The 18,157-nt window shown below is 70.4% G+C and carries 19 protein-coding genes and 1 pseudogene; 3 read left to right on the forward strand and 17 right to left on the reverse strand.

The annotated features are described in order from the left end of the window. Nucleotides 1-867, forward strand: a pseudogene (locus ACTIFU_RS15510) (elongation factor 4); the annotation flags it as partial. A gap of 92 nt (nucleotides 868-959) precedes the next feature. After that, nucleotides 960-1,952 (forward strand): D-2-hydroxyacid dehydrogenase, encoded by a 993-nt coding sequence (locus ACTIFU_RS15515; protein WP_439579223.1) that lies wholly within the window; start codon nucleotides 960-962, stop codon nucleotides 1,950-1,952. A 28-nt stretch (nucleotides 1,953-1,980) separates the two neighbouring features. On the opposite strand, the gene ACTIFU_RS15520 is transcribed toward ACTIFU_RS15515, so the two are convergent. The 9 genes from ACTIFU_RS15520 to ACTIFU_RS15560 all read right to left on the reverse strand — a co-directional run bounded on the left by ACTIFU_RS15520 (nucleotide 1,981) and on the right by ACTIFU_RS15560 (nucleotide 9,346). Then, nucleotides 1,981-3,309, reverse strand: a complete 1,329-nt coding sequence (locus ACTIFU_RS15520; protein WP_439579224.1) for a PASTA domain-containing protein — start codon at nucleotides 3,307-3,309, stop codon at nucleotides 1,981-1,983. 33 nt (nucleotides 3,310-3,342) lie between these two features. Beyond that, a complete protein-coding gene (locus ACTIFU_RS15525; RefSeq protein WP_439579225.1) occupies nucleotides 3,343-3,735 on the reverse strand; it encodes a hypothetical protein in 393 nt (130 codons plus the stop codon). Between the two features lie 20 nt (nucleotides 3,736-3,755). After that, entirely contained in the window at nucleotides 3,756-4,388 is a 633-nt protein-coding gene (locus ACTIFU_RS15530) for a hypothetical protein (RefSeq protein WP_439579226.1), read from the reverse strand. A gap of 27 nt (nucleotides 4,389-4,415) precedes the next feature. After that, entirely contained in the window at nucleotides 4,416-4,670 is a 255-nt protein-coding gene (locus ACTIFU_RS15535) for a hypothetical protein (RefSeq protein ID WP_439579227.1), read from the reverse strand. 120 nt (nucleotides 4,671-4,790) lie between these two features. Further along, nucleotides 4,791-5,624: an NAD-dependent epimerase/dehydratase family protein gene (locus tag ACTIFU_RS15540; RefSeq protein WP_439579228.1), complete on the reverse strand. Its 834-nt coding sequence runs from the start codon at nucleotides 5,622-5,624 to the stop codon at nucleotides 4,791-4,793. A gap of 14 nt (nucleotides 5,625-5,638) precedes the next feature. Next, a complete protein-coding gene (locus ACTIFU_RS15545) occupies nucleotides 5,639-6,520 on the reverse strand; it encodes an SMP-30/gluconolactonase/LRE family protein (protein WP_439579229.1) in 882 nt (293 codons plus the stop codon). A 29-nt stretch (nucleotides 6,521-6,549) separates the two neighbouring features. Continuing rightward, on the reverse strand, nucleotides 6,550-7,842 hold the full coding sequence (locus tag ACTIFU_RS15550; protein WP_439579230.1) for a TRAP transporter large permease: 1,293 nt from the start codon (nucleotides 7,840-7,842) through the stop codon (nucleotides 6,550-6,552). Nucleotides 7,843-7,848: 6 nt separating this feature from the next. Beyond that, nucleotides 7,849-8,361, reverse strand: coding sequence for a TRAP transporter small permease (locus tag ACTIFU_RS15555; protein ID WP_439579231.1), 513 nt, complete (start codon nucleotides 8,359-8,361; stop codon nucleotides 7,849-7,851). Between the two features lie 13 nt (nucleotides 8,362-8,374). Next, a complete protein-coding gene (locus ACTIFU_RS15560; RefSeq protein ID WP_439579232.1) occupies nucleotides 8,375-9,346 on the reverse strand; it encodes a TRAP transporter substrate-binding protein in 972 nt (323 codons plus the stop codon). A gap of 96 nt (nucleotides 9,347-9,442) precedes the next feature. Between ACTIFU_RS15560 and ACTIFU_RS15565 the strand changes: the two genes are divergently transcribed. Next, nucleotides 9,443-10,192 (forward strand): GntR family transcriptional regulator, encoded by a 750-nt coding sequence (locus ACTIFU_RS15565; protein WP_439579233.1) that lies wholly within the window; start codon nucleotides 9,443-9,445, stop codon nucleotides 10,190-10,192. On the opposite strand, the gene arsJ is transcribed toward ACTIFU_RS15565, so the two are convergent. The 8 genes from arsJ to ACTIFU_RS15605 all read right to left on the reverse strand — a co-directional run. Further along, entirely contained in the window at nucleotides 10,146-11,372 is a 1,227-nt protein-coding gene (gene arsJ / locus ACTIFU_RS15570; RefSeq protein ID WP_439579234.1) for an organoarsenical effux MFS transporter ArsJ, read from the reverse strand. The two genes, ACTIFU_RS15565 and arsJ, sit on opposite strands and share 47 nt — an antisense overlap. Beyond that, nucleotides 11,369-12,403, reverse strand: a complete 1,035-nt coding sequence (locus ACTIFU_RS15575; protein ID WP_439579235.1) for an ArsJ-associated glyceraldehyde-3-phosphate dehydrogenase — start codon at nucleotides 12,401-12,403, stop codon at nucleotides 11,369-11,371. The genes arsJ and ACTIFU_RS15575 overlap by 4 nt, the downstream gene beginning before the upstream one ends. Before the next feature lie 2 nt (nucleotides 12,404-12,405). Beyond that, nucleotides 12,406-13,239 carry a metalloregulator ArsR/SmtB family transcription factor gene (locus ACTIFU_RS15580; RefSeq protein ID WP_439579236.1) on the reverse strand — a complete coding sequence of 278 codons (834 nt, stop codon included), beginning with the start codon at nucleotides 13,237-13,239 and terminating at the stop codon, nucleotides 12,406-12,408. Between the two features lie 62 nt (nucleotides 13,240-13,301). Then, on the reverse strand, nucleotides 13,302-14,288 hold the full coding sequence (locus ACTIFU_RS15585; RefSeq protein WP_439579237.1) for an NAD-dependent epimerase/dehydratase family protein: 987 nt from the start codon (nucleotides 14,286-14,288) through the stop codon (nucleotides 13,302-13,304). Continuing rightward, nucleotides 14,285-14,992 carry an SDR family NAD(P)-dependent oxidoreductase gene (locus ACTIFU_RS15590; RefSeq protein WP_439579238.1) on the reverse strand — a complete coding sequence of 236 codons (708 nt, stop codon included), beginning with the start codon at nucleotides 14,990-14,992 and terminating at the stop codon, nucleotides 14,285-14,287. The genes ACTIFU_RS15585 and ACTIFU_RS15590 overlap by 4 nt, the downstream gene beginning before the upstream one ends. A gap of 1 nt (nucleotide 14,993) precedes the next feature. Next, complete coding sequence (gene purF / locus ACTIFU_RS15595; protein WP_439579239.1) at nucleotides 14,994-16,481, reverse strand: amidophosphoribosyltransferase; 1,488 nt, start codon at nucleotides 16,479-16,481, stop codon at nucleotides 14,994-14,996. Nucleotides 16,482-16,500: 19 nt separating this feature from the next. After that, nucleotides 16,501-17,130, reverse strand: a complete 630-nt coding sequence (locus ACTIFU_RS15600; protein WP_439579240.1) for a CvpA family protein — start codon at nucleotides 17,128-17,130, stop codon at nucleotides 16,501-16,503. A gap of 35 nt (nucleotides 17,131-17,165) precedes the next feature. Then, nucleotides 17,166-18,157 (reverse strand): magnesium chelatase domain-containing protein (locus tag ACTIFU_RS15605; protein WP_439579241.1); only part of this gene is annotated, 992 nt, incomplete at its 5' end.

An 18,157-nucleotide genomic window follows, 5' to 3' on the forward strand; every position in this document is an offset into this window, starting at 1 on the left:
AAGCTGCGCGAGAGCCTGGGCAAGCTCCGGCTGAACGACGCCTCGTTCCATTACGAGCCCGAGACCTCGGCCGCGCTCGGCTTCGGCTTCCGCTGCGGCTTCCTCGGCCTGCTGCATCTCGAGATCATCCAGGAGCGGCTGATCCGCGAGTTCGATCTCGACCTGATCGCGACGGCGCCCTCGGTCGTCTATCGCGTGCACCGCACCGATGGGTCGATGCAGGAGCTGCACAACCCGGCCGACATGCCGGACGGCAGCGTGATCGACCACATCGAGGAGCCCTGGATCAAGGCGACGATCTTCGTCCCCGACGACTATCTCGGCGCGATCCTGACGCTCTGCAACGAACGGCGCGGCCAGCAGGCGGACCTGACCTATGTCGGCACCCGCGCGATGGCGGTCTACCGGCTGCCTCTCAACGAGGTGGTGTTCGACTTCTACGACCGGCTGAAGTCGGTCAGCCGCGGCTACGCAAGCTTCGACTACGCGATGGACGGCTATGCCGAGGCGGATCTGGTGAAGATCTCGATCCTGGTGAACGGCGATCCGGTGGATGCGCTTTCGTTCATCGCGCATCGCAGCCAGGCCGAGAAGCGCGGCCGCGCGATCTGCGAGAAGCTGAAGGAACTGATCCCGCGCCAGTTGTTCCGCATCGCCATCCAGGCCGCGATCGGCGGGCGGGTGATCGCGCGCGAGACGATCTCGGCGCTGTCGAAGGACGTCACCGCCAAGTGCTACGGCGGCGACATCACGCGCAAGCGCAAGCTTCTGGAGAAGCAGAAGGAAGGCAAGAAGCGCATGCGCCAGTTCGGCAAGGTCGAGATCCCGCAGACCGCATTCCTCGCCGCGCTGAAGATGGACGCGTGAGCGGCCGAGCGTCCGCCGGCACGCCGTAGCGGTGCGGCATCATCGCGGGTCGCCGCCTTGACGTCCCGCTCGCCTGTGCGAGCCTCGCGCACATGCGCATCCATGTTCAGAATCCCGCCGGCGACGCGGTTTTCGCGATCACGCCGGAACACTGGTCGGCCGCGGTGGCGCGGAACCCGGAGCCCGGGCGCCTCGATGTCTCCTTCGCGTCGGATGATGCCGGGTTTGCCTCGGCCATCCGCCACGCCGAGGTGCTGCTGACCACGACCAAGATCGTCAAGGAACGGTTCCCGGCCGGCGCCCTGCCGGGCCTCGCGCCGCGGCTGAGGGTGATCGCGTGCAATTCGGCCGGGCTCGATCGCCTCGCACCGTTCGACTGGCTGCCGCGAGAGATCACGCTTCTCAACAACCGTGGCACGCACGCAGGAAAGGCGGGCGAGTTCGCGCTGATGTCGCTGCTGATGCTGGCAAGCCACATCCCGCATTTCGCGACCGCCCAGCGCGCCGAACGCTGGGAGCCGCGCTTCGGCTCGGTGCTCGCCGGCAGGACGGTCTGCATCGTCGGCCTTGGCACTCTGGGCGGGGCTGCGGCACATCACGCGCGGGCCTTCGGGATGCGGGTTCTGGGCGTGCGCGCCAGCCCCGCGCCGCATCCCGACTGCGACGAGGTCCTTGCCACGACATCGCTCGACACGATCCTGCCGCGCGCCGAGTTCCTGCTGCTTGCCTGCCCGCTGACCCCAGCGACGCAGGGCCTGATCGATCGGCGCCGCCTCGGTCTGCTGCCGCCGGGGGCCAAGGTCGTGAACATGGCGCGCGGCGCGGTCTGGGACCAGGACGCGGTGTGCGATGCGCTCGAGGCCGGCCACCTCGCCGGCTGCGTCACCGATGTCACCGTGCCGGAGCCGTTGCCGTCCGGCCATCGCCTTTGGCGGACACCCGGGCTGCTCGTCGTTCCCCACGTGTCCTCGGACGATCCGAACACCTACACCGACCGGACCCTGGACATCCTGCTCGCGAATCTGGTGGCGATGCGCGACGGACGCCCACTGCCGAACCGCGTCGATCCGGATCGCGGCTACTGAAGCCGCTTCCGACCGGTCGGAGACGGCGCTATCTGCTCTCGCCCTTCACCGCCTTGCGCAAGGCGGCCTGCGCGTCCTGCAGCCCGCGCGGCGTCGGTGCGCCGATCGACTTCTGCAGCTCCTCGAGCGGGGCCGAGGCGAGCGCCTCGAACGCCGCGTAGTCCTTGAGGTCCAGCGCCTGCAGCCGGTCGCGCAGCAGGCGGCCGCTGATCCCGGCGCGCGTGCCGGCCGCCGCCTTCACCGCGCGGTCGATCAGCACCTGCACGGCGATGTCGGATGAGACCACGAGCGACACCGGTGAGCCCGGCGGCACCTCGGTGCCCGGCTTCGGCGCCTGCGCCAGCACCAGGCCCGGCTTGCCGCCCTCCTTCTCTGAAACCTCGCCGATCGCGAGTCCGGCTGCCTTCAGCGCCCGAGCCGCCTCGGCCCTGGGCATGCCGGCAAGATCGGGCACGGCAACGGTCGGCGGCGGCGCGACGGCAACCACCAGGGACACGGCCGCACCGGGCTCCACCCGCATGCCCGGCAGGGGATCCTGGGCCAGCACCGTGCCTTCCTCGGCCTGCCTGGACTCGCGCCGCGCGACCGCCCCGCCCGCAAGCCCCGCGGCCTCGATCCGTCCGGTCGCGTCGTCCAGCGTCAGGCCGCGCAGATCGGGCACGGTCGGCTTGATCGCGATCGCGACCACGATCTCGATCGGCACCTCCGGCGCGACCTCGTCGCCTGGATCGGGCGCCTGGCCGATCACCGTTCCGGCGGCATAGCGGCTCTCCTGCTCCGCCACCTTGCCGAGCTTCAGCCCGGCGCGGGCGAGCGCGGTGTCGGCCGCGGCGCGCGGCAGGCCGAGCAGGCTCGGCACCGGGATCAGATTGGGTATGGCGGCGGCCGCCTCGCTCGCCGCGCGCAGTGTGAACCTGACTTCGGTGATCTGGGCGGGATCGAACCGCTCATCCGGTGCGGGCAGCACGAAGCGCAAGCTGCCCGACTCGTCGAGCGCGACCAGCGACTTCAGTCCGACCTGCATCTCGCTCACGGTATACGCCGCACGGTCGCCGGGCCTGGGCGCGAGCCCGCCCTGCATCGCCTCGATCGCCTTGCGGAACCCCTCGGTCACCTGCTCGGGCCGGGCCTGCATCCGCCCGTCCGCGAGCGTCCTGACGCGGCCGCTCAGTTCGGCCTTCTCCGCCTCGAGCGCGGCGAGACGGCTTCTGAGCAGCATCTCCTCGCGCGTGGGCTCGGCGGTGGTGCGCGCCGCCCCGCGCAGCGCCTCCTCCAGAGCCGAGAGACGGCCCGCGAACGCATCGAGCGTCTTCTCGATCCGTGCAAGGCGCTCGGCATTCGCATCATTCTCCGGCATGCGCCGGGACCCTCCACCGCATGCGGCCGGCGATCAGCCTTCGGGACGCGGCGGCGGCGGGATCGAGACGATCCGCGCCTTCACCACGCTGGTGCCCTGCACGTCCAGCCCAAGCGCGTTCTGCACCTTCGCGTTGTGCGGCGCGGCCAGCAGGCTGAGCCTGCTGACCAGCACCCGGCCGGATGTGTCGGTCTTGGTCTCGCGCTTCATCGCCAGCGACATCTTCAGCTCGAGCGTGACCTCGGGCATGTGATACCACGTCGCCTGCAAGCCGTACTCGCTCAGCACCGGATCGTTGTCGATCAGCGTCTGGGTGGCGATGCTGTTCAGGTCCATGGCTCGTTGCGCCTGCGCCACACCCTCGCCGACCCGGGCGAGCACCTCGCCGAGCGGACGGACCAGGACCTCCTCGATCTCGTCAGCCATCGTGCGCGCTCAACGTGCGATCACGGGGCCGGCGGCGGCGCCGGCTGCTGCACCGTGATCTTGGGGATCACGCGGCTCGGCGGCGGCACCGGCGTCAGCGTGGTGCGCAACAGGCTCGACCCCTCGACCTTGAAGTTGAACTTCGAGGTGTAGGAGGCATTCATCGTCGACGTGCGGGCGACGGTCGTGGTGTTCTCGAGGCTCGCCTTGCCCGAGCCGGCGAGCAGCGACAGCAGCCCTCCGGTCTTGTAGCTCGCCGCAAACTTGGTCTTGTTCTCGAACTTGGTAGTCGTGCCGAAGCTGACGCTGCGCGCGACCTCCAGCGACATGGTGATCGCCATCTTCACTTCGATGATGGTCTCGCTGAAGGCGTAGAAGGTCGGGTTGATGCCGTAGACCAGCAGCGGCATCTCCTTGTCGTTGTAGAGCACCTCGGTGTTGGTGACGTTGCCGTCGGCATCCACCGTTTCCTTGATCGCGACCACGACCGTTCCCTCGGGGAGCATGGTGTTGGCCAGGGCCTGCGCGGTCTGGATGCTGTTCATGTCCAGCGCAAGCTGCGCCTCGGCGATCGCCAGGGCCATCTTCTCGACCATCTCTGGGAAGGGGACGTCCAGCAGGGCCTGTCCGACGCCACGCGCAAGATTTGCCATAACCCGAACCCTCCGTTGGCATGCAGCCTAGCGGCCGATGCGGTTTCCGTCCTGGTCCACCCTGATCCGGCGGATCGGGCGCGGTGCGAAGTCCACTCCGCCGCAATGGCCCACGTCGTGCCGCCCCGCGATCGCCTCCTTCGCGGCATCCGTCATGCGTGCGACCAGCACGCCGGACCTGGCTGCCAGCACCACCATCCCTCCCGCCCCGACGATCGCCTCCCGCACGCGGCGCTGCGCCGTGGCAACGGTCGGAACGATGAGGTAGTGACGCTGGGTCACGCGGGGGCCTGGATCAGGACAACACTCACGCAACGGTACGTCTCAGCATCATCGCCTGTCAATTACCGCGTGCATGACAGTTGGTCAGCACGCGCGAATGAGCGTGTGAGTGCCGATCCGTCAGGGGTCGCCGAACAGGTCCTTCGGACTGAACCCGCCCTTCCGGCCGTACTCCATCGCGCAGAACGGCCCGCCCTGGTAGCGTTCCTCCACCGGATTGCCGCTGACCTTGCCGGCAAGCTGGCCGGCGAACGTGTCGGCGCTGTCATGCGGCGCCCAGCCGATCGTTGCGCGCGCGTCCTTGCGCCAGAATGTCCGGCTGTTGTCGGAGGCGCCCCAGATCACCACGCAGCCGACACGCTCCGCGAGGACGCAGCGCTCCACGAGCCGGCAAAGATCCGGATAGGACAGCCAGGTGGACAGCATGCGATGGTTGATCGGTTCCGGGACCGAGCTGCCGATCCGCAGGAACACGCTCTCGACCCCGTGCTTGTCCCAGTACATCCGCCCCATCAGCTCGCCATAGGCCTTGGCGAGGCCGTAGTAGCCGTCGGGGCGCATGTCGCAATCGTGGTCGAGCGGTTCGGTCCGCTCGTGGAAGCCGATCGTGTGGTTGGAGGAGGCGAACACCACGCGCGCGCGCTCGCGCCGCGCTGCCTCGTAGACATGGTAGAGGCCGCGGATGTTCGGGCCCAGCACCTCCTCGAACGGCCGTTCCACAGAGATGCCGCCGAAATGCAGGATCGCCTCGCACCCTTCGGCGAGGCGGAGGATCGCGACACCGTCATTCAGGTCGGCGCGCACGAAGCTCGCCCCGCTCGGCAAACGATCTGGAAACGGCACGATGTCGGTCAGCCGGAGCGTCCAGCCGGCCTCGGCGAGCCAGCGCGTCAGTTGGCGTCCGAGCGCGACGGACGCCCCGGTCAGCAGCACGGGCTTGGCGGGAACGGTCATCGCAGCCTCCTCGGTCAGTCGGCGAACACGGGGACGGGGACGCCGGGCTCGTCGGATTGCATGACGAAGAGGGCCCCGGTGAGCGGATGCGCGCCGATCATCTCGGCGCCGAGCAGCGTGCGCAACGACGTCCAGACGATCGTGCGCAGGTCCGGTCCGCAGAAGCAGGGCATCGTGACGCCCGGCGCGGGGAAGGGCAGGCTGTCGATCAGCGTGCCGTCGGTGCGGAACCGGTTGATCCGTCCCTTCCGCACGCCGGCCGACCAATAGCGCCCGGCGACGTCGAACGCCGCGCCGTCCGGCCGGCCGATCGCGTCCGTGTCCGGGGTGACGATCCGCCTGCGGTTGCTCACCGTACCGCTCGCCGGGTCGACCTCCCAGGCGTCGATCCAGGGGGCTCCGCTGTCGCTCGTCACCATGGTCCGACCATCCGCGGTCCAGGCGATGCCGTTGGCGGTGTAGAGCCCGTCCGTGATCTCGCGCCAGGTTCCGTCGGGGGCGACGCGGAACAGCCGGCCGACCGGCTCACGCTGCACCCGTTCGTCCATCGATCCGACCCAGAACGCGCCGTCCGGACCGACCTTGCCGTCATTCAGCCGCCCGAACGGCGGGATCGGTCCCGGCTTGCAGAACGGCTCCATGTGGCGCGTGCGCCAGTCGTAGCGAACCACCTCGTGACGCAGCGCCACGATCCAGCGCCCCGACCGGCAGAGCCCGAACGATCCGACCTCGGAGGGAAAGTGCCAGGTGTTCAGCACCGTGCCGTCAAGGCCGATTGCGGTGATGGTGCAGCCGAGAATGTCGGCCGCCAGCACGCGGTTGTTCGCCGCGTCCCATACCGGGCCTTCGCCCAGCGCAAATCGCAGATCGGGATTGAGCACGCGGATCTCGCTCATCTCTGTCCTTTCCAGGGTGTCGTGCCGTCTCAGCTGCCGTAGCCGAGCGTCAGGCGCGGCAGCGTCAGCGACAACGGCGGCCAGTAGGTGGTGAGCGCGAGCGCGACCAGGATGGCTCCGTAGAACGGCCAGATCGTGCGCATCACGGATTCGATCTTCACCCGCGCGATCGCGCAGCCGACGAACAGCACCGCGCCGACCGGCGGGGTGGTCAGCCCGAGCCCGAGATTCATCATCATCACCATGCCGAACTGCACCGGGTCGAGCCCGATCTGTGTCGCCACGGGCAGGAAGATCGGCGTGCAGATCAGGATCAGCGCGGCCATGTCCATGATGCAGCCGAGCACCAGCAGGGCGGCGTTGATCAGCAGCATCAGCACGACGGGGTTGTCCGAGATCGCCAGCATCGCAGTGGCGAGCTGCTCCGGCACGCGGTGCAGCGCCAGCAGATAGGCGAAGCCCGAGGCGGTGCCAACCAGCAGCAGCACGACCGAGGTCGTGCGCACGGACTGCGCGACGGCGATCACGAATCCCTGCCAGGTCAGCTCCCGGTAGATCAGCGCGGTGCAGAACACGGCCCATCCGGCACCCATCGCGGCACTCTCGGTCACCGTGAACACGCCGCCGAGCACGCCGCCCAGGATGATGATCGCGGTGAACAGGCCCGGGAAGGCGACCGCGGCGGAACGGGCGAGCGCGCGGAACCCCGGGAACGGATCGCCGCGATAGCCGCGCCGCGCGCCGATGACATAGGCCGCGACCGCGAGACAGACGCACATCATCATGCCGGGTGCCACACCCGCCAGGAACAGCGCCGAGACCGACACGCCGCCGCCGGCGGCCAGCGAGTAGAGGATCATGTTGTGCGAGGGCGGGATCATGATTCCCGCGATCGAGGAGGTGACGGTGACGTTCACCGCATAGTCGGTGTCGTAGCCCTTCTGGCGCATCGCCGGGATCAGGATCGAGCCGAGCGCCGAGGTGTCGGCGACCGCGGAGCCCGAGATGCCGCCGAACAGCATCGAGGCGAACACGTTGACGATCCCGAGGCCCCCCTTCACGCCGCCGACCGCGGAGGAGGCGAGAGCGATCAGGCGGGTCGCGATGCCGCCATGCAGCATGATCTCGCCGGCGAAGATGAAGAACGGGATCGCCAGCAGCGAGAACACGTTCATGCCCGAGGTCATCTGCAGGAACGCGACCGCGATCGGCAGGCCCTCCCACCAGAACCCGGAAACGGCCGCGAGGCCCAGCGCGAACGAGACCGGCACGCCGGCGGCGAGCGCGAGCGCGAACACGCCGAACAGGATGGCAAGGCCCATGCGGGATCAGTCCGAAGCGGGCTGGCCGAGCGGCGGCAGCCCGGCGAGGCGGCGCAGCAGATGCTCGACGATGAACAGCATGGTGAGCGCGCCGCAGATCATCATCGGCACGAACTGCCAGCCCTGGCTGATGCCGAGCAGCGGGATGCGGAAGGTCCAGTAGTTGCCGACCAGCACCCAGGCCCACTGCATCATGATGAAGCCGAGCGCGAACAGGGCGAGGTCCGCAGCGATCGCGACCGCCGTCCGGGCCCCCGGCGGCAGCGCGGCGACCGCGAGCTCGACCGCCATGTGGAACCGCTCGCGCACGCCCACGCCCGCGACCGGCAGGGCGACGAACAGGATCGCGAGCAGCGCGCCACGCTCCACCCAGGTCGGCGTGTCGTTCAGCACATAGCGGCCGAATACCATCCAGACCAGGCAGACGACGAGGGCGACCAGCGTCGCCCCCGCCAGCAGAATCACCCCGCGCGCCACCCAGTCGAGCGCGGCGGAGAGGGCGGCGACCGCAGCCCTCATCCGCGCGCTCCGCTCACTGGGTCGCCCGGATCTGCTCGACCAGCGCCTTCAGGTTCGCAGCACCGGCATACTTGGCGTAGATCGGCTCCATCAGCCGCGAGAACGGCGTACGATCCTGGATGTCGGTCACGGTCACGCCGGCGGCGATCACCCGCTCGCGCGACTGCTTCTCGCGCTCGGCCCAGAGCTGCCGCTGCACCGCCGAGGCCTCGCGCGCCGCCGTGCGCACGATCTCGCGGTCGGCGGCCGAGAGCCGGTCCCAGCGCTGCTTGTTCACGACCACGATCTCCGGGACGTTCGAGTGCTCGGTGGTCGAGTAGTGCCGCGCATGCTCGTAGTGGCGCTGGCTCTCAAAGGACGGCCAGTTGTTCTCGGCCCCGTCGACCACACCGGTCTGGAGCGCGGTGTAGAGCTCGCCGAACGGCAGCGGCACCGGGTTGGCGCCGAGCGCGCGCATCAGGTCGATGAACAGGTCGGAGGTCTGCACGCGGATCTTGAGCCCGCGCATGTCCTCGGGCGTGCGGATCGCGCGGTTGCGCGTGTAGACCGAGCGCGCGCCGGCATCGAACCAGCTCACCACAACCATGTTCAGCTTGGCCTCGATCTCCTTGGCAATCGCGTCGCCCACCGCACCGTCCACGACCCGGTGGCTGTGCGGCACGTCGCGGAAGATGAAGGGCAGCGTGAGCACCTGGGTCTCGGGCACCAGGTTGTTCAGTGGCGTGATGTTGAAGTTCGCGACATCGATCGCGCCGAGGCGGAGCTGCTGGATCGCCTCATCCTGCTGGCCGAGCTGCGCCGAGTGGAACATGCGCATGCGGATGCGGTTGTTGGTCCGCTGCCCGACCAGCTCGGCCCATTTCTCGAGCCCGTGGCTGTTCGGGTAGTCGGGCACATGGATGTTCCAGCCGCGCCATTCCTGGGCGGCGGCCGGGGAGGTGGCGATGGCGAGCGCGGCTGCGGCCGCAAGCATGCGCTTGGACATGGATCCTCCGTGTTCGTTCCGGGCTGGACACCCGACGCCGCGGCGCGCACCGTGCCGCGTTGTCCCCGAGACTGCCACCTGATACATCAGTACGCAATGCCGAGTTTCATCAGGGAGGGTCCGGGCCGCGCCGCCGCCGTCACGGTCGCGACGGAAGAGACGGTACCGGTCGCGGAGCTGGTCTATCGGCGGTTGCGCGATGCGATCGCCACCGGTGCTCTGCCGCCGCGCGCGCGGCTGTCCGAGCGCGCGCTTTCGGCCTCCTACGGCGTGTCGACCAGCCCGATCAAGGCGGCGCTGAAGCGGCTCGAGCAGGAGGGCATGGTGGTGACCCAGCCGCGACGCGGCACCTGGGTCGCCTTCGCGCCCGAGAAGGCGCACGAGATGGGGCTGATCCGGGCGGCGCTGGAGGGCATCGCCGCGCGACTCGCCGCCGAGCGGATCGCGCCGGCGGAGTTTGCGCGGCTCGGCGCCATCATGGAGGAGCTGCGCGCCGCCACCCGCTCGCTCGACCGCGATGCGCTGGTCGAGGCGAACGACCGCTACCACGCGCTGGTTCTGAAGGCGGCCGACAACGTGTTCCTGACCAACGCAGTGCGGGGCCTGCGCGGCTATTTCCTGATCACCCAGGCACGCATGCGGACGATGCGCCTGAAGCCCGAGCTTGCGATGGAGGAGCACGAACGGATCTTCGCTGCCCTCGCCGCGCATGACGCGCCGACAGCCGAGGAGGCGATGCGCGCGCACATTGCGCGGACGGTCGATACGCTCTGGGGCGAGGGTGCCGCGCCGGCGCCGCTCAGGCGCGGAGCGGCAGGGCGCGCCGTGTCGGAAACGCGAGGCTGATCGCGGCACTCGTGGCAAGCAGGACGAACGATCCGAGCAGGCAGGCGGCCAGCCCGCCCGTCTGGTACAGCAGGCCCGACAGCAGCGTCCCCGCGAGCCGGCCGGCCGCGTTCGCTGCATAGTAGAAGCCGACATCCTCGGCGACCTTCTCGGAGCCCGCATAGGCAACGATCAGGTAGGAGTGGACCGAGGAGTTCACCGCGAAGGCGACACCGAACAGTCCGAGCCCCGCGACGACGACAGTCTGCGCCGCGGCGGGCGGCAGCACGACGATCCCGAGCGCGATCGCGAGTGGAATGACGGTGAGCACGCCCGCCCAGAGCCGCGCGGCCGGCACCTCGGCCGAGAGCCCATCGGTGCTGCGCGGCACCACGCGGTAGGCGAGACCCTGCACGACGCCGTAGCCGATGGTCCAGGCGGCGAGGAAGCCGCCGACCTCGGCGAAGGCCCAGCCGTTTGCGTAGAGGAACACCGGCAGGCCGACCACGAACCAGACGTCGCGCGCGCCGAACAGGGCGATGCGCGCCGCGGCCAGCAGGTTGATCGCCCGCGTCTTGGCAAACAGTTCGCGCAGGCGCGATGCCCGCGCCGCTTTGCCGAACAGGCGCGGCAGCGTGAGCACGGAGGCAGCGAACACCACCGCGAGGGCGGCGGCCATCAGCCAGAGCGCGGGCACGAACCCGACCGCAGAGAGCAGCACGCCGCCCAGGAAGAACCCGACGCCCTTCAGCGCGTTCTTCGAGCCCGTCAGCCAGGCGACGTAGCGGAACAGCGTGGCCGCCTCGCCCTCCGGGGTGACGAGCTTGATCGCCGACTTGGCGCTGGTCTTGGTCAGGTCCTTCGCCACGCCGGCGAGCCCCTGCGCGAGCACCACATAGGCGGCCGACCAGAAGGGCGACCAGGCCGGGTCGAGCGCGGAGAGCATCAGCAGCGCCGCGACCTGGAGCGCGAGTCCGCTCGACAGCGTGACGTTGACGCCGAAGCGCGTCGCCGCCCAGCCGCCGAACAGGTTGGTCGCCATGCCGGCGATCTCGTAGAGCACGAACAGCAGCGCGAGCTGGAACGGCGTATAGCCGAGCGTGAAGAAGTGCAGCAGCACCAGCATGCGCAGCGCGCCATCGGTGAGCGTGAAGCCCCAATAGGCGGCAACGACGCTCGCGTAGGCGCGGGCGGTGCTCACAGCGACGCACCCACGATGCAGGCGAGATCGACCATGCGGCAGGCATAGCCCATCTCGTTGTCGTACCAGGCATAGACCTTCAGCAGGGTGCCGTCGGTCACCATGGTGGAGGGCGCATCGACGATCGCGCTGCGCGAGTCGCCGCGGTAGTCGGCGGAGACGAGCGGTCGGCGCTCGAGGCCGAGGATGCCGGCGAGCGGCCCCGCCTCGGCCGCCTCGAACAGCGCGTTCACCTCCTCGACCGTGACCGCTCGCGCCATCTCGAACACCGCATCCGTCAGCGAGGCGTTCAGCACCGGCGCGCGCACGGCGTGTCCATTCAGCTTGCCGGCGAGTTCGGGATAGATCAGCCCGATCGCGGTGGCACTGCCGGTCGTCGTCGGCGCGAGGCTGAGCATCGCCGAGCGCGCCCGGCGCAGGTCCTTGTGCGGCGCGTCCACCACGACATTGGTGTTGGTCGGGTCGTGGATCGTGGTGATCTGGCCGTGGCGGATGCCGATCGCCTCGTGCAGCACCTTCACCACGGGGGCGAGGCAGTTGGTGGTGCAGGAAGCGGCGGTGAGCAGGTGCTGCGAGCCGTCGTAACGGTTGTCGTTGACGCCGACGACGATGTTCAGTGCCGAGCCGTCCTTCACCGGCGCGGCGACGATCACGCGCTTCGCACCCTGCGCCAGATAGGTCTCCAGATCGGGGCGCGTCAGGAATTTGCCGGTGCATTCCAGCACGACGTCGCAGCCGAGATCGCCCCAGGGGAGGTCGCGCGGATGCGCGGCCGCGGAGAAGCCGATGCGGTGGTTGCCGATCGCGATCGCGTCGCCATCCGCCGCGATCGGCGAGCGCCAGCGTCCCTGGATCGAATCGAACTCGAGCAGATGCGCGGTGGCCGCCGCCCCGCCCTTGAGCTCGTTCACGTGCACGACGTCGAGCCGGTTCGCCGCGCGCGGATCGCCCTCGGCGCGCGCGACACCGCCGAGTGCTGCGCGCAGCGCGAGTCGGCCGATCCGTCCCATGCCGTTGATGCCGATGCGCATGGTCATGCTCCCAGAGCCGCGACGCGTGGCTCACGCGGCAACTGCCCGATCTCGTCGAGGCTCCGTTGCAGACTCAGCCGGTCGAGGCTCCGCATCGGCAGGGTGACGAAGATGCCGATCCGGTTGGCAAGCATTCGGTAGGTGTCGGATAGCGCACGGCCGCGCTCGGCGGGGCTCCTCGCCCATGCCGGATCGGGCACGCCCCAGTGCGCCGCCATCGGTTGGCCGGGCCAAGAGGGACAGATCTCGCCGGCGGCCGAGTCGCAGACGGTGATGACGAAGTGGAGCGACGGCGCGGAGGGATGGGCGAACTCGTCCCAGGATTTCGAGCGCAGCCCATCCACGGGGTGGTTCAGGCGCCGCAGCAGGTCGAGCGTCTCGGGCGCGACCGCGCCCTCCGGATGGCTGCCGGCGGAGACGGCGCGGAACCGACCCGCGCCCTCCCGGTTCAGGATCGCCTCCGCCATGATCGAGCGATGGCTGTTGCCGGTGCAGAGGAACAGCACGGTGCGCGGCGGCTCCGGAACGAACGCCGCGCCGCAGCGCACCGGGCCGCCGTCGCAGCAGGTCTCGGTGAGGAACGCGGCGAGGCCGCGCACCGCATCGAGTTCGGCGGCGTAGTGGATCGTCCGCCCCGCGCGCGACGCCCGCACAAGTCCCGCGCGTTCGAGCTCGCGCAGGTGGAACGACAGGCTGGAGGGGGCGACGCCGAGGGCAACGGCGATCTCGCCGGCCGGCAGCCCGCCCGGGCCAGCCGATACCAGCCGCCGGAGCAGAGCGACCCGGGTCGGATGGGACAGTGCGGCGAAGCGGACGGGGACATCATTGAATTCCATAGTTGTCGAATTACCGAATGATGGGCGCGGAGGCAAGTGTCCACCGGCGAGCACCGGTCGCGTCAGTGTGCCGCTGTGGCGAGCCAGTCCGCGATCGCGGCGTCCGGTTCGGCGAAGCGCGGCTGCCAGGAACAGGACTCCCGGATCCGGTCCAGCGCGAGCGGCGGCCGAACCACAGGATACCGGGCCGGCACCGTCGGTTCCTCGCCGTCGGCGGCGAACCGCCACCGGAAGCCGCGGCGCGCGCGGGCCAGCGCCTCGCACATCGCGACCGGCGTCACCGACCGGCCGCTGCCGAGATTGCAGACGGGGTGCGGGAAGCCGGGTGCGGCGAGCAGGGCCGCGAGCCCTTCTCCGGCGTCGCGGGCATAGGTCCAGTCGATCCTGGCGTGGTCGCGATAGAGCGGCGGCAGGACCACCTCCGTCCCGCGCGCCGCCTGTTCCAGGATGGCGTGCAACGGTGAGAGCGTGTCGCGCAGGCCGGTGTCGTGCTCCCAGGGCCCCCAGACGCTGCCAAGCCGCACTGCGACCGCGGGCACGCCGTGCACGGCGGCAAGGCGCAGCCCGGCCCTCTCGGCGGCCAGCTTGGTGATCGCGTAGAGGTTCTCGGGCGCCGCCGGGGTCATGATCTCGTCGACCGTGGGCGCCGGCGGCGGGTTCGAGCCGTAGACCGAGACCGAGGAGAGCACGATCACCCGTGCCGCGCCGTGCCGCGCGGCCGCCGCCAGCGCCTCGATCGTGCCGCCGAGATTGACGCGCGCAACGAGGCCCGGATCGCTGCGCTCGCGCGCATCGCCGGCCGTCACCGCAGCCATCTGCGCCAGCGCCGCGCCGGGACCGGCCGTCGCGAAGGCGTGGTCGAGCGACGCCGCTTCGGTGACGTCGCCGACCAGCGGCGCGAACCGGCCCGGCAGGGTGCGGAACAGCGCCGCGGCCGCGTCGGGCGGCGGCCGCAGATCCAGCCCCACCACGGTCTCGCCGCGCGCCAGCAGCGCCTCGACCAGGTTGAGACCGACGAAGCCGGACGCGCCGGTGACAAGCACTGTCATCGGAACGACACCACCTCGCCCGAGCGCGTCTCCTCGGGCCGGCACAGCGCGACGATCGCGGGGGCGACGTCGGCAGGCTGGGGAATCGTGGCGGGATCCTCGCCGGGCATCGCTGCGGCGCGCATGCGCGTCGCCACGGGGCCGGGATTGAAGGCGTTCACCTTGACCGGCGTGATGGCAAGCTCCGCCGCCCAGGTCTTCACCAGATGATCGAGCGCGGCCTTGCTCGCCCCATACGGCCCCCAATAGGCGCGCGGCTTGGTCGCCGCGCCGGAACTGACGAACACCGCGCGGCCGGCATCGGAGGCACGCAGGAGCGGCTCGGTGGTGCGCATCAGGTGCCAGTTCGCGGTCACGTTCACCGCCCAGAGATCGGTCCAGTCCTTCTCCGGCAGATGCGTCAGCGGCCCCAGCCTGCCGAGCAGCCCGGCATTGCCGACGACGATGTCGAGCCGGCCGAAACGCTCGGCAAGCGTGGGGCCGATCGCGTCCATCTTCGCGCCGTCGCGCAGGTCGAGCACCAGCAGCGTGGCGTTGCGCCCCGTCGCCGCGGCGATCGCGTCGTCAAGCTCCTCGAGCCCGGCGCGGCTGCGCGCCACCGCCACAACGAGCGCGCCATGCCGCGCCAAGTCCACCGCCACCGCCGCGCCGATGCCGCGCGACGCGCCGGTGACGAGCGCGACCCGTCCTGCCAAAGCCGCCATCTCAGGACGTCTCGGCGAGCAGGCTGAGCTGACGGTCGTTCGACTGGTCGGATTTGTCGGTCAGCGGGATCGGGTAGTCGCCGGTGAAGCAGGCGTCGCAGAACTGCGGCCGCTTGGCATCGCGCGCGGCACCCGCGACCGCGCGGTACAGCCCGTCGATCGAGATGAAGGCGAGGCTGTCCACGCCGATGATGCGCGCCATCGCCTCGATGTCGTTGCGCGCGGCGAGCAGCTGGTCGCGCTCGGGCGTGTCGATGCCGTAGAAGCAGGAATGCGTGGTCGGCGGCGACGAGATGCGCATGTGCACTTCGGTCGCACCCGCGGCGCGCACCATCTCGACGATCTTGCGGCTGGTGGTGCCGCGCACGATCGAATCGTCCACCAGGATCACGCGCCGGCCCGCCAGCAGCGCGCGGTTGGCGCTGTGCTTCAGCTTCACGCCGAGATGGCGGATCTGGTCGGTCGGCTCGATGAAGGTGCGGCCCACGTAGTGGTTGCGGATGATGCCGAGCTCGAACGGCAGAGCTGCCTCCGCCGCGTAGCCGATCGCGGCCGGCACGCCGCTGTCCGGCACAGGCACGACGATGTCCGCCGGCGGGTGGCTCTCGCGCGCGAGTTCGGCGCCGATGCGCTTGCGCACCTCGTACACCGCCGTGCCTTCGACGATGCTGTCGGGTCGGGCGAAGTAGATGTGCTCGAAGATGCAGAACCGGCTCGGCTGCTTCGCCCAGGGGCGGATCGAGCGCACGCCGGCGTCGTCGATCACCACGATCTCGCCCGGCTCGACGTCGCGCACGAAGGCCGCACCGACGATATCGAGCGCGCAGGTCTCGGAGGCGAGCACCCAGGCCCCATCCTTGCCCTCGAGCCGGCCGAGGATCAGCGGACGTACGCCGAACGGGTCGCGCACGCCGATCAGCGCCTCCGAGGTCAGCGCCACCAGCGAGTACGCCCCCTGCACCTGCTTCAGCGCGTCGATCAGCCGGTCCACCACCGTGCCGTAGAGGCTGATCGCGATCAGGTGGACGAACACCTCCGAATCGGTGGTGGACTGGAACAGGCAGCCCCGGCGCACCAGCGCACGGCGCAGCCCATGCGCGTTGGTGAGATTGCCGTTGTGCCCGACCGCGAGCCCGCCGAACTCGAAATCGGCATAGAGCGGCTGGACGTTGCGCATCACCGTGTTGCCGGTGGTGGCGTAGCGGTTGTGGCCGATCGCGGCCGTGCCGGGCAGCCCGGCCATCACCCGCGCATCCGAGAACGCATCGCCGACCAGGCCGAGCGCGCGGTGGCTGTGGAACCGCCCGTCGTCATAGGTGACGATACCGGTCGATTCCTGGCCGCGGTGCTGGAGCGCGTGCAGCCCAAGAGCGGTCAGAGGCGCGGCATCGGTGGCGCCCCAGACGCCGAACACCCCGCACTCCTCGTGCAGGTGATCGTCGTCGTGGGCCGCGTTCGTTCCCCTGATCTCCCCCGACGGCCCGTCCATCCCGGCCCCCTTCAGCCGCTCAGCGTGTCACGTTCATCAGCCGGTCGAGGTCGCGCCGCTCCTCGGGCCGGTAGCCCTCCGGCCGCTCCACCGAGGCGGCCGCGGGCGGGCGCATCAGCTCGGTCGCGGACGGCGCATCCGGACTCGTGCGCGGCGGCGCCGGCAGCAAGCCGGGCGGCAGCTGGCGCACGATCCAGGCTCCGCCCGCCTCCAGCGCCGGGCGGGTGCGCGCCTCCGACGCCCAGGACGGCCAGCGGTCCGGCGGTTGCAGCCATGCTGCCGCTATATAGGCAACGCACACCAGCGCGGCACCCCGCACCAGGCCGAATACCAGCCCGAGCGTGCGGTCGATCGCGCCGATCGCGCTGTCCTGCACCCGGTCCGAGACCACCCCGGCGATCAGCGCGAAGACGATCAGCGCGACGAGGAAGATCGCCCCGCCAGCGGCGATGTTGGCGACGGGGCCGGGTTCGATCACGCCGAACAGCCCCTCGAGATAGGGCGCGAGATGGGGGTAGCCGAACACGCCCGCCGCCGCGGCGCCGATCCAGGCGGCGATCGACAGCACCTCGCGCACGAAACCGCGGAACAGCGCGAGCAGCCCCGAGATGGCGAGAACGGCGAGGACGGCGATGTCGAGCCAGGGCATGCGCGCGGCGTTGTGGCATGGAAAGGGGTCCCTCCCTAGCCGGAACCCGCCCCCGGGGCCAGACGCGCCGACGCACGCCTCCCCTGTCTGTGAGCGGCGAGCCGCGCGACCAGATCGGCGAGATGGCCGATCTCCCAGAGTTCGACCCCCTCGGGGGCGGCGAGCGGGCGGCCGCGCGCGGCCACGCGCTTGGGGCAACAGGCCGAAGTGAAGCCGAGCTTGGCGGCCTCCTTCAGCCGCGCCTCGCCCTGCGCGACCATGCGCACCTCGCCCGAGAGCCCGATCTCGCCGAAGAACACCATCCCGGCATCGGTCGGCTGGTCGGCGAGCGCCGAGACCAGCGCCGCGGCGACCGCGAGATCGGCGGCCGGCTCGGCGACGCGCAGGCCCCCGGCGACGTTCAGATAGACGTCGTGCTGGTGCAGGCTGAGCCCGCAGCGCGATTCCAGCACCGCGAGCAGCAGCGCGAGCCGGCCGCTGTCCCAGCCGATGACGGCCCGGCGCGGCGGCCCGCCTTCGGCCTTCGCCACCAGCGCCTGGATCTCGACCAGCACCGGCCGCGTGCCCTCCACCCCCGCGAACACCGCCGAGCCCGCGACATTGCCGCGCCGCTCGGCCAGGAACAGGGCGGAGGGATTGGCGACCTCGATCAGGCCCTGCTCGGTCATCTCGAAGACGCCGATCTCGTCGGTGGCGCCGAAGCGGTTCTTCACCCCGCGCAGGATGCGGAAGGCGTGGCCGCGATCGCCTTCGAAATACAGAACGGCATCCACCATGTGCTCGAGCACGCGCGGGCCCGCGATCGCGCCCTCCTTGGTGACGTGGCCGACCAGGATCAGCGCGAAGCCGCGCGTCTTGGCGAGCCGGATCAGCTCGGCCGCGCAGGCGCGCACCTGCGCGACCGTGCCGGGGGCGGAGTCGAGGCTGTCCAGCCAGAGCGTCTGGATCGAGTCGATCACCGCGAGCGTGGCGCTGCTCTCGGCCTCCAGGGTCGCGGCGATGTCGCGCAGGTTGGTCGCGGCGGCAA

The sequence above is a fragment of the Elioraea sp. genome, from assembly GCF_051860475.1.
Taxonomy (GTDB): domain Bacteria; phylum Pseudomonadota; class Alphaproteobacteria; order Acetobacterales; family Acetobacteraceae; genus Elioraea.